Here is a 9,990-nt window from a genome sequence, read left to right as displayed (position 1 = left end):
GTTGATTTTTGGCACGCTGTTGAGTTCTCAAGGAACGGACGCTTCCTTCGTACTCACCCTCTCGGGCTTTCCTCCGGGCTTTTCCCTTCGGTCTTGCGTTTCCGACTCTATCAGATCTTTCCGATCCGATTTCCTCGGTGCTTTCCGGCTTTTCGGTTTTCCCGATCTGCTTTCCGGCGTTGATCCGACTTTATCAGAAGTTCTGAGTCGGATTTCCCGCCCAGCTCGGTCATCCATCCGGACACACGAAGGTGTCGGGGTTTCCCTTGCTGGCGGAGCCGTAAACGTACTGGAGCGGGGCGCCTCGATGCAAATCGAGGCGCCCCGCTCTCAGTTGGCGCTGGTCAGGCCCTGGTCAGGCCGTCCCCTCAGACCTCCACGACCACCGGGAGGATCATCGGGCGCCGGCGGTAGGTGTCCGAGACCCACTTGCCGACCGAGCGGCGGATCAGCTGCTGGAGCTGGTGGGGCTCGACGACGCCGTCCTGGGCCGACTTGTTCAGGGCCTGCTCGACCTTCGGGACCACTGCGTCGAACGCCGAGTCCTCGATGCCGGAGCCACGGGCGTGGATGTTCGGCCCGCTGACGATCTTGCCGGTCGAGGCGTCGACGACGACGAAGACCGAGATGATGCCCTCGTCGCCCAGGATCCGGCGGTCCTTCAGGTGGGTCTCGGTGACGTCGCCGACCGAGAGGCCGTCGACGTAGACGTAACCCGCCTGGACCTTGCCCACGATCCTGGCCTTGCCGTCGACCAGGTCGACCACGACGCCGTCCTCGGCGATGACGATGTGGTCCTTGGGGACGCCCGTCATCGCACCGAGCTCGGCGTTGGCGCGCAGGTGGCGCCATTCGCCGTGGACCGGCATCAGGTTCTTCGGCTTGCAGATGTTGTAGAAGTACAGCAGCTCGCCGGCCGAGGCGTGACCCGAGACGTGGACCTTGGCGTTGCCCTTGTGGACGACGTTGGCGCCCCAGCGGGTCAGGCCGTTGATCACGCGGTAGACCGCGTTCTCGTTGCCCGGGATGAGCGACGACGCCAGGATCACGGTGTCGCCCTGGACGATCCGGATCTGGTGGTCGCGGTTGGCCATCCGGGACAGCGCGGCCATGGGCTCGCCCTGGGAGCCCGTACAGACGAGCACGACCTCGTCGTCCGGGAGGTCGTCCAGGGTCTTCACGTCCACGACCAGGCCGGCCGGGACGCGGAGATAGCCCAGGTCGCGCGCGATGCCCATGTTGCGGACCATCGAGCGGCCGACGAAGGCCACGCGGCGGCCGTACTCGTGCGCCGCGTCGAGGATCTGCTGGATGCGGTGCACGTGGCTGGCGAAGCTGGCCACGATGATGCGCTTCGGGGCGTTGGCGAAGACGTTCCGCAGGACGTTGGAGATGTCCTTCTCCGGCGGGACGAAGCCCGGGACCTCGGCGTTCGTCGAGTCGGACAGCAGAAGGTCGATGCCCTCCTCGCTGAGCCGCGCGAACGCGTGGAGGTCGGTGAGCCGGCCGTCCATCGGGAGCTGGTCCATCTTGAAGTCGCCGGTGGCGACGGCCATGCCCGCGGGGGTGCGGATGGCGACCGCGAGCGCGTCCGGGATGGAGTGGTTGACCGCGATGAACTCGCAGTCGAAGGGACCCAGGTTCTCCCGGTCGCCCTCGGACACCTCGAGGGTGTACGGACGGATCCGGTGCTCCTGCAGCTTCGCCTCGATCAGCGCGAGCGTCAGCTTGGAGCCGATGAGCGGGATGTCCGGCTTGAGCCGGAGCAGGTAGGGGACGGCGCCGATGTGGTCCTCGTGGCCGTGCGTGAGCACGATCCCTTCGACCTCGTCGAGGCGGTCCTTGATGATGGTGAAGTCGGGCAGGATCAGGTCGATGCCCGGCTGCTCCTCCTCGGGGAAGAGGACGCCGCAGTCGACGATCAGCAGCCGGCCTTCGTATTCGAAGACCGTCATGTTGCGGCCGATCTCACCGAGCCCGCCGAGCGGGATGACGCGCAGGCCACCCTTGGGCAGCTTCGGCGGGGCGCCGAGTTCAGGATGCGGATGACTCAAAAGACTCTCCTCACCACACGCGCCACGTACCGCTTGGGCACGTGGCGCGCATGACATTCGTGCACTTGCTGTTGTCAGTCGATCGTTCGTCGATCGGATATTCAGTTGTGAAGTCTGTAGTTACAGCTCTACCCCGCCGGCGGCGAGATCGATCTTGAGCTGGGCGGTCTCCTCCGGCGAGAGCTCCACGAGGGGCAGGCGCAGGGGGCCGGCCGGGAGGCCCTGGAGGGCGAGGGCGGCCTTGGTGGTCATGACGCCCTGCGTGCGGAACATGCCCGTGTAGATCGGCAGGAGCCGCTGGTGGATCTCGGTGGCCTTCTGGACCTCACCGTTCAGGTGGGCGTCCAGGAGGGCGCGGAGCTCGGGCGTCACGACGTGGCCGACGACGGAGACGAAGCCGCAGGCGCCCACGGAGAGCAGCGGCAGGTTGAGCATGTCGTCGCCGGAGTACCAGGCGAGGCCGGATCGGGCGATGGCCCAGCTGGCGCGGCCGAGGTCGCCCTTGGCGTCCTTGTTGGCGACGATCCGGGGGTGCTCGGCGAGCCGGACGAGTGTCTCGGTGTCGATGGGGACACCGCTGCGGCCCGGGATGTCGTAGAGCATGACCGGGAGGCCGGTGGCGTCCGCGATGGCCGAGAAGTGCCGGTGCAGGCCCTCCTGCGGGGGCTTGTTGTAGTACGGCGTGACGGCGAGGAGGCCGTGGGCGCCGTCGCGCTCGGCGGTGCGGGCCAGCTCGATGGAGTGGTGGGTGTCGTTGGTGCCGATGCCGGCGACGACGTGGGCGCGGTCGCCCACCGCCTCCAGTACCGCTCGTACCAGCTCCGATTTCTCCGCGTCGCTGGTGGTCGGGGACTCGCCGGTGGTGCCGTTGATGACGAGGCCGTCGTTGCCCGCGTCCACCAGATGGGCGGCGAGTCGCTGGGCACCGTCGAGGTCGAGTGCGCCGTCAGCCGTGAAGGGCGTGACCATGGCGGTGAGGACCCTCCCGAAGGGGGTCTGCGGAGTGGAGATCGGAGCCATGGGTAACACGCTACTCGCTGCTCATCGCCCGGTGTCCCCTCGGGGGACGTGAGAAAGGGAGCCCGGCACTGCCTGCTCGGGGGTTCAAGCAGTGCCGGGTCCGTTTGATCAGCCTAGATGAACTTCGTGAAACGTCGCAATACGGACACTTCGCGTGACGTGGTCGTACATCTGTGCTTTATGGGGCCACACGGCCGTTCTTGTTGAACGCGTCGTACGTGAGCGGCATGAGCTGTGCCCAGTGCTGCTCCATCTTCTCGCCGACCATCTCGATCTCACGCTGCGGGAAGGACGGCACCTTGGCCAGCTCATGCTGGGTGCGCAGGCCGAGGAAGTGCATCAGCGAGCGCGCGTTGCACGTGGCGTACATCGAGGAGAAGAGACCGACGGGGAGCACCGAGCGGGCGACCTCGCGGGCGACACCCGCGGCGAGCATCTCCTGGTACGCCGCGTACGCCTGGATGTACGAGGCCTCCATGGCGCGGCCGGTCAGCTCCTGCTGAGCCTCGGTGCCCTCGACGAAGACGTACTTGCCGGGGCGGCCTTCCTGGACGAGCTTGCGGGAGGCGTCGGGGACGTAGAAGACCGGCTCCAGCTCCCTGTAGCGGCCCGATTCCTCGTTGTACGACCAGCCGACGCGGTGCCGCATGAACTCGCGGAAGACGAAGATCGGGGCGCTGATGAAGAAGGTCATCGAGTTGTGCTCGAAGGGGCTGCCGTGCCGGTCCCGCATCAGGTAGTTGATGAGCCCCTTGGACCGCTCGGGGTCCTTCTGCAGCTCTTCGAGCGACTGCTCACCCGCCGTGGAGACGCGCGCCGCCCACAGCACGTCCGAGTCGGCGGCGCTGTGCTTCACCAGCTCGACGGTCACATCGCTGCGGAAGCTGGGCTTGAGGTCTGCTGCGGGGGTGTCGGTCACCGGCGGGGTCCTTCCAAAGTGCGTCGCTCGGGCGGCGCCCACTCTACGGGGAGCCACTGACAGCGGGCTCCCACACCCACCCGAGGGACATTGTTTGGTCAATTCGGGGAATTCGGGCACCGAACGATGACTTTGATCGTCTGTATCCGTGACACCGCACCACACGAGTTCGAGGAGAGTGGCCCTGATGTTCCGCCGGCGAGAGGCCGTCCCGTTCACGTTCGTCGCTGAGGCCGACCGCTTCCGCAGTAACGTCACTCCGCCGCCCAGGGAGCGTCCGAGCGTCTCCGAGGTCGCGGGCCGTACGCTGGTCGGGCTGACCGTCGTGGCCGGTCTCGTCGGGTCGCTGCTCTTCGGAATGCCGTCCATGCAGTCGGGGGCGGCCGACGGGCACCGGCAGCAGTCCGAAGCCTCCGACGGCCGCTGATCAGAACGGCCCCCTGAGGTGGCCCGGTCGAGACCACCTGGGTAGCCTCACCGGGCACAGCCCCTTCGAGCGTGCTTGTGAGTGAGGATCAGTCGTGCCCCTGCCTTTTCTGACGGCCGACCGCGCTTTTGACGCGACCGACGACGACGTCGCGCTGCCGTTCGACGACCACGACCAGTGGCGTCGGCCCTACCGGCCCGGCCCCTGGCGCGTCGGGGCGGCGGCGCTCGCGCTGCTGCTCGCGTCGTTCGTGCTCTTCGCCGCGGTGATCATCGTCGCCGCCGGCGCGATGAGCGGTGCCGTCGTCACTTTCGCCCTGGCGGCCCTGATCATCCTCGCCGCGCTGCGGATGCTGCGGGTGGGTACCTGGGTGAGCCGGCACGGCGTGCGCAAGGTCGGCTTCTTCTCCACCACCACGGTGGCATGGACCCGCGTGACGCAGGTGCGTACGGCGCAGCAGCCCGTGCGGTGGCTGGGGCTGCCCAGGACCGTGCAGGGCCAGGCCCTGATTCTGGGACGGCAGGGTGGTGAGCAGATCGCTCTGCTCACCGACCACAACGCCGACTTCCTCTCCCGTATCGAGGCGTTCGACCGCGCGGCGGACACCGTCGAGGCGTGGAACGCCGAGTACGGGGTCGTGCCGGCACCCGCGCGCTGAGCCGCCGCTACAGCCCCCTCGGAGCCCTACGCGCCGACCGTACGGCCGGCGTGCAGGGCGATCGCGCGCTGCATGGCCTTGCGGGCGCGCGGGGTGTCGCGGGCGTCGTGATAGGCGACCGCGAGCCGGAACCAGCAGCGCCAGTCGCCCGGGGAGTCCTCGGTCTCGGCACGCCGCCGCGCGAAGACCTCGTCGGCCGATTCCCGGTCGATACGGCCGCCGGCCGTGCGCTTCAACTCGTCCACCGGCAGGCCGCCTTCGGCCTCCAGCTCGCGGGCGAGCCGCTGCGCGTTCCGCGCGAAGGCGGTGTTCTTCCAGAGGAACCAGCCGCCCACGCAGGGCAGCAGGAACGCGACTCCGCCCATGGCCATGGCGATGGGCTCGCCGGTCAGCAGCAGCAGGACGCCCTCCATCGCCACCACGCCGAAGACGAGGACGAGGACGGTGGCGAGGAAGACGTACGTGATCTTTCCACCCATGGCCGTCAGCCCAGGTCCAGGAAGTGTTCCAGGCCGAAGGTGAGGCCCGGGGTGGAGACGACACGGCGGGCGCCCAGGAGGATGCCCGGCATGAAGCTGGAGTGGTGCAGCGAGTCGTGACGGATCGTCAGGGTCTCGCCCTCGCCGCCGAGCAGCACCTCCTGGTGGGCCAGCAGGCCCCGGAGCCGTACGGCGTGCACCGGGACGCCGTCGACGTCCGCGCCGCGCGCCCCGTCCAGGGCGGTGGCGGTCGCGTCCGGCTGGGCGCCGAGGCCGGCCTCGGCACGGGCGGCGGCGATCAGCTGGGCGGTACGGGTGGCGGTGCCGCTGGGGGCGTCCACCTTGTTCGGGTGGTGCAGCTCGACGACCTCGACGGACTCGAAGTACGGGGCCGCGATCTGGGCGAACTTCATGGTCAGCACGGCGCCGATGGAGAAGTTCGGGGCGATCAGGACGCCGGTCTCCGGGGAGGCGGCGAGCCAGGTGTTCAGCTGCGCGAGGCGGTCCTCGGTCCAGCCGGTCGTACCGACGACGGCGTGGATGCCGTGGCGTACGCAGAAGTCGAGGTTGCCCATCACGGAGTCCGGGGTGGTCAGTTCGACCACGACCTGGGCGCCCGCCTCGGTGAGCGTCTCCAGCTTGTCGCCGCGGCCGAGCGCCGCGACCAGTTCCATGTCCTCGGCGGCCTCGACGGCCCGTACGGCCTCGGAGCCGATCCGGCCCTTGGATCCGACAACCGCCACGCGCAGCTTGCTCATTGCTCTCTGAACTCCTTCTAGGAGACGGATTCGTGCAGGCGAGCCGCCTGCTTGTCCTTCAGCGGCCCTATGGCGGACAGCGAGGGCCGCTGTCCGAGCACATCACGGGCGACCTCGCGGACCTCGTCCGGGGTGACGGCGGCGATCCGGCCCAGCATGTCGTCGACCGACATCTGGGTGCCCCAGCACAGCTCGCTCTTGCCGATGCGGTTCATCAGCGCGCCCGTGTCCTCCAGGCCGAGGACGGTCGAGCCGGAGAGCTGGCCGATGGCGCGGGCGATCTCGTCGTCGGTCAGCCCGTCGGAGGCGACCTTGTCGAGCTCGTCGCGGCAGATCTTCAGCACGTCGTGGACCTGGTTGGGGCGGCAGCCCGCGTACACCCCGAACAGGCCGCAGTCGGCGAAGCCGGAGGTGTACGAGTACACGCTGTAGGCCAGGCCGCGCTTCTCGCGGACCTCCTGGAAGAGGCGGGAGGACATGCCGCCGCCGAGGGCCGTGTTCAGCACGCCGAGGGCCCAGCGGCGCTCGTCGGTGCGGGCGAGGCCCGGCATGCCGAGGACGACATGGGCCTGCTCGGTCTTGCGGCCCAGGACCTCGACGGCACCCGCGGTGCGGATCGTGCGCCGGCCGTCGCGCGGGGCGACGGGGACGGCGTCCGTACGGGAGAGGGCGCCCGCCTTCTCGAAGGCGCGGCGGACCTGGCGTACGACGGTCGCGTGGTCGATGTTGCCCGCGGCGGCGACGACCAGGTGGGTCGGGTCGTAGTGCTTCTTGTAGAAGCGGGCGATCCGGCCGCGGTCGAGGGCGTTGATGGTGTCGACCGTGCCGAGGACCGGGCGGCCCAGCGGGGTGTCGCCGAACATGGTCTGCGCGAACAGGTCGTGCACGACGTCGCCCGGGTCGTCCTCGGTCATCGCGATCTCTTCGAGGATGACGCCGCGCTCGGCGTCGACGTCCTCTTCGAGGATCAGCGAGCCGGTCAGCATGTCGCAGACCACGTCGATGGCGAGCGGCAGGTCGGTGTCGAGCACCCGCGCGTAGTAGCAGGTGAACTCCTTCGCCGTGAAGGCGTTCATCTCTCCGCCGACCGCGTCGAGCGCGGAGGAGATGTCGAGGGCACTGCGTCGCTTCGTGCCCTTGAAGAGGAGGTGCTCCAGGTAGTGCGTGGCGCCGTTGAGTGTGGGCGTCTCGTCGCGCGAGCCGACGTGCGCCCAGATGCCGAAGGTGGCGGAGCGCACGGAGGGAAGGGTCTCGGTGACGATCCGCAGACCGCCGGGGAGAGTGGTGCGGCGGACCGTGCCGATGCCGTCCCTGCCCGGGAGAAGCGTTTGGGTACGGGCGACGGCCCGCCCCTCCGAAGAGGGGCGGGCCGTCGTCACGGAACTACGGGACGTCACTGGTCGGTGTCGTCCTTCGCGTCCTCCGCGGCAGCGTCCTCGTCCGCCATGACGGGCACGAGGGAGAGCTTGCCGCGCTGGTCGATCTCGGCGATCTCGACCTGGACCTTGGCGCCGACCGCGAGCACGTCCTCGACGTTCTCCACGCGCTTGCCACCGGCGAGCTTGCGGATCTGCGAGATGTGCAGCAGGCCGTCCTTGCCGGGCATCAGGGAGACGAAGGCACCGAAGGTGGTGGTCTTGACGACCGTACCCAGGTAGCGCTCGCCGACCTCCGGCATGGTCGGGTTGGCGATGCCGTTGATCGTGGCGCGGGCGGCCTCGGCCTGCGAGCCCTGGGCGGCACCGATGTAGATCGTGCCGTCGTCCTCGATCGTGATGTCGGCGCCGGTGTCCTCCTGGATCTGGTTGATCATCTTGCCCTTGGGGCCGATGACCTCACCGATCTTGTCCACCGGGATCTTGACGGTGATGATGCGCGGCGCGTTCGGGGACATCTCGTCCGGAACGTCGATCGCCTCGTTCATCACGTCGAGGATGTGCAGACGCGCGTCACGGGCCTGCTTCAGCGCGGCGGCCAGGACCGAGGCGGGGATGCCGTCGAGCTTGGTGTCGAGCTGGAGCGCGGTGACGAAGGTCTTCGTACCGGCGACCTTGAAGTCCATGTCGCCGAAGGCGTCCTCCGCACCGAGGATGTCGGTGAGGGCGACGTAGTGGGTCTTGCCGTCGATCTCCTCGGAGATCAGGCCCATGGCGATACCGGCGACGGGGGCCTTCAGCGGCACACCGGCGTTCAGCAGCGACATGGTGGAGGCGCAGACCGAGCCCATGGACGTCGAGCCGTTGGAGCCGAGGGCCTCGGACACCTGACGGATCGCGTACGGGAACTCCTCGCGCGTCGGCAGCACCGGCACGATGGCGCGCTCGGCGAGCGCGCCGTGGCCGATCTCGCGGCGCTTGGGCGAGCCCACGCGGCCGGTCTCACCGACGGAGTACGGCGGGAAGTTGTAGTTGTGCATGTAGCGCTTGCGGGTCACCGGGGAGAGGGTGTCCAGCTGCTGCTCCATGCGGAGCATGTTGAGGGTGGTGACGCCCAGGATCTGGGTCTCGCCACGCTCGAACAGCGCCGAGCCGTGCACGCGCGGGATGGCCTCGACCTCGGCGGCGAGGGTACGGATGTCCGTGATCCCGCGGCCGTCGATGCGGACCTTGTCCTTGATGATCCGCTCGCGGACCAGCTTCTTGGTCAGCGCGCGGTAGGCACCGGAGATCTCCTTCTCTCGGCCCTCGAAGGCCGGGAGAAGCTTCTCGGCGGCGAGCTCCTTGACGCGGTCGAGCTCGGCCTCGCGCTCCTGCTTGCCGGCGATGGTGAGCGCCTGGGCGAGCTCGCTCCTGACCGCGGCGGTGAGCGCCTCCAGGACGTCGTCCTGGTAGTCGAGGAAGACCGGGAACTCGCCGGTGGGCTTGGCAGCCTTGGCGGCGAGGTCCGACTGGGCCTTGCAGAGGACCTTGATGAAGGGCTTCGCGGCCTCGAGACCGGCGGCGACGACCTCCTCGGTCGGCGCCTCGGCGCCGCCCTTGACGAGCTCGATGGTCTTCTCGGTGGCCTCGGCCTCGACCATCATGATCGCGACGTCGCCGTCCTCCAGGACGCGACCGGCGACGACCATGTCGAAGACGGCGTCCTCGAGCTCGGTGTGCGTCGGGAACGCGACCCACTGGCCGTTGATCAGGGCGACACGGGTGCCGCCGATCGGGCCGGAGAAGGGCAGGCCGGCCAGCTGCGTGGAGCAGGAGGCGGCGTTGATGGCGACCACGTCGTAGAGGTGGTCGGGGTTGAGCGCCATGATCGTCTCGACGATCTGGATCTCGTTGCGCAGGCCCTTCTTGAAGGAGGGGCGCAGCGGGCGGTCGATCAGGCGGCAGGTGAGGACGGCGTCCTCGGAGGGGCGGCCTTCCCGGCGGAAGAAGGAGCCGGGGATCTTGCCGGCCGCGTACATCCGCTCTTCGACGTCCACCGTGAGGGGGAAGAAGTCGAGCTGGTCCTTGGGCTTCTTGGACGCGGTGGTGGCCGAAAGGACCATCGTGTCGTCGTCCAGGTACGCCACGGCGGAGCCGGCGGCCTGCTTGGCCAGGCGGCCCGTCTCGAAGCGGATGGTGCGGGTGCCGAAGGTGCCGTTGTCGATGACGGCCTCGGCGTAGTGGGTCTCGTTCTCCACTAGCGGTTTCTCCTACGTGTTCGTCTTTTCGTCCGTCGGCCCGTGTGGCCGGGGACGGT

The 9,990-nt window shown here is 68.7% G+C and carries 9 protein-coding genes; 2 read left to right on the top strand and 7 right to left on the bottom strand.

The features are described 5' to 3' along the window. Positions 1 to 368 precede the first annotated feature (368 nt). From ACFY8U_RS26055 to thyX, 3 genes are all read right to left on the bottom strand, one after another. Positions 369 to 2,054 (bottom strand): ribonuclease J, encoded by a 1,686-nt coding sequence (locus ACFY8U_RS26055; protein WP_361603414.1) that lies wholly within the window; start codon positions 2,052 to 2,054, stop codon positions 369 to 371. Positions 2,055 to 2,174: 120 nt separating this feature from the next. Beyond that, a complete protein-coding gene (dapA, locus tag ACFY8U_RS26050; RefSeq protein WP_361603417.1) occupies positions 2,175 to 3,074 on the bottom strand; it encodes a 4-hydroxy-tetrahydrodipicolinate synthase in 900 nt (299 codons plus the stop codon). Positions 3,075 to 3,252: 178 nt separating this feature from the next. Then, positions 3,253 to 3,993 (bottom strand): FAD-dependent thymidylate synthase, encoded by a 741-nt coding sequence (thyX, locus tag ACFY8U_RS26045; RefSeq protein ID WP_361603420.1) that lies wholly within the window; start codon positions 3,991 to 3,993, stop codon positions 3,253 to 3,255. A 187-nt stretch (positions 3,994 to 4,180) separates the two neighbouring features. On the opposite strand from thyX, the gene ACFY8U_RS26040 reads away from it, so the two are divergent. Then, on the top strand, positions 4,181 to 4,420 hold the full coding sequence (locus tag ACFY8U_RS26040) for a hypothetical protein (protein ID WP_389574128.1): 240 nt from the start codon (positions 4,181 to 4,183) through the stop codon (positions 4,418 to 4,420). 94 nt (positions 4,421 to 4,514) lie between these two features. Then, a complete protein-coding gene (locus tag ACFY8U_RS26035) occupies positions 4,515 to 5,078 on the top strand; it encodes a hypothetical protein (RefSeq protein ID WP_389574126.1) in 564 nt (187 codons plus the stop codon). 26 nt (positions 5,079 to 5,104) lie between these two features. Here the strand turns inward: ACFY8U_RS26035 and ACFY8U_RS26030 are convergent, their stop codons facing one another. From ACFY8U_RS26030 to ACFY8U_RS26015, 4 genes are read right to left on the bottom strand one after another with little or no spacing between them, the layout of a single operon-like run. Then, positions 5,105 to 5,557, bottom strand: a complete 453-nt coding sequence (locus ACFY8U_RS26030; RefSeq protein WP_389574123.1) for a hypothetical protein — start codon at positions 5,555 to 5,557, stop codon at positions 5,105 to 5,107. A 5-nt stretch (positions 5,558 to 5,562) separates the two neighbouring features. Next, on the bottom strand, positions 5,563 to 6,315 hold the full coding sequence (gene dapB, locus ACFY8U_RS26025) for a 4-hydroxy-tetrahydrodipicolinate reductase (protein WP_389574120.1): 753 nt from the start codon (positions 6,313 to 6,315) through the stop codon (positions 5,563 to 5,565). 17 nt (positions 6,316 to 6,332) lie between these two features. Continuing rightward, entirely contained in the window at positions 6,333 to 7,712 is a 1,380-nt protein-coding gene (locus ACFY8U_RS26020) for a M16 family metallopeptidase (RefSeq protein ID WP_389574117.1), read from the bottom strand. Beyond that, positions 7,709 to 9,931 (bottom strand): polyribonucleotide nucleotidyltransferase, encoded by a 2,223-nt coding sequence (locus tag ACFY8U_RS26015; RefSeq protein ID WP_389574114.1) that lies wholly within the window; start codon positions 9,929 to 9,931, stop codon positions 7,709 to 7,711. Before ACFY8U_RS26015 ends, ACFY8U_RS26020 begins: the two co-directional genes overlap by 4 nt. Positions 9,932 to 9,990 lie beyond the last annotated feature (59 nt).

The sequence above is a fragment of the Streptomyces sp. NPDC012508 genome, from assembly GCF_042902595.1.
Classification (GTDB): Bacteria; Actinomycetota; Actinomycetes; order Streptomycetales; family Streptomycetaceae; genus Streptomyces.
Note: the sequence above shows the minus strand (reverse complement) of the source record. Positions and strands in the feature narration are given on the sequence as shown.

Coding starts and splice junctions, on each gene's coding strand:
- dapA (WP_361603417.1), bottom strand. CDS start 3,074: ATGGCTCCGATCTCCACTCCGCAGACCCCCTTCGGGAGGGTCCTCACC.
- ACFY8U_RS26040 (WP_389574128.1), top strand. CDS start 4,181: ATGTTCCGCCGGCGAGAGGCCGTCCCGTTCACGTTCGTCGCTGAGGCC.
- ACFY8U_RS26030 (WP_389574123.1), bottom strand. CDS start 5,557: ATGGGTGGAAAGATCACGTACGTCTTCCTCGCCACCGTCCTCGTCCTC.
- dapB (WP_389574120.1), bottom strand. CDS start 6,315: ATGAGCAAGCTGCGCGTGGCGGTTGTCGGATCCAAGGGCCGGATCGGC.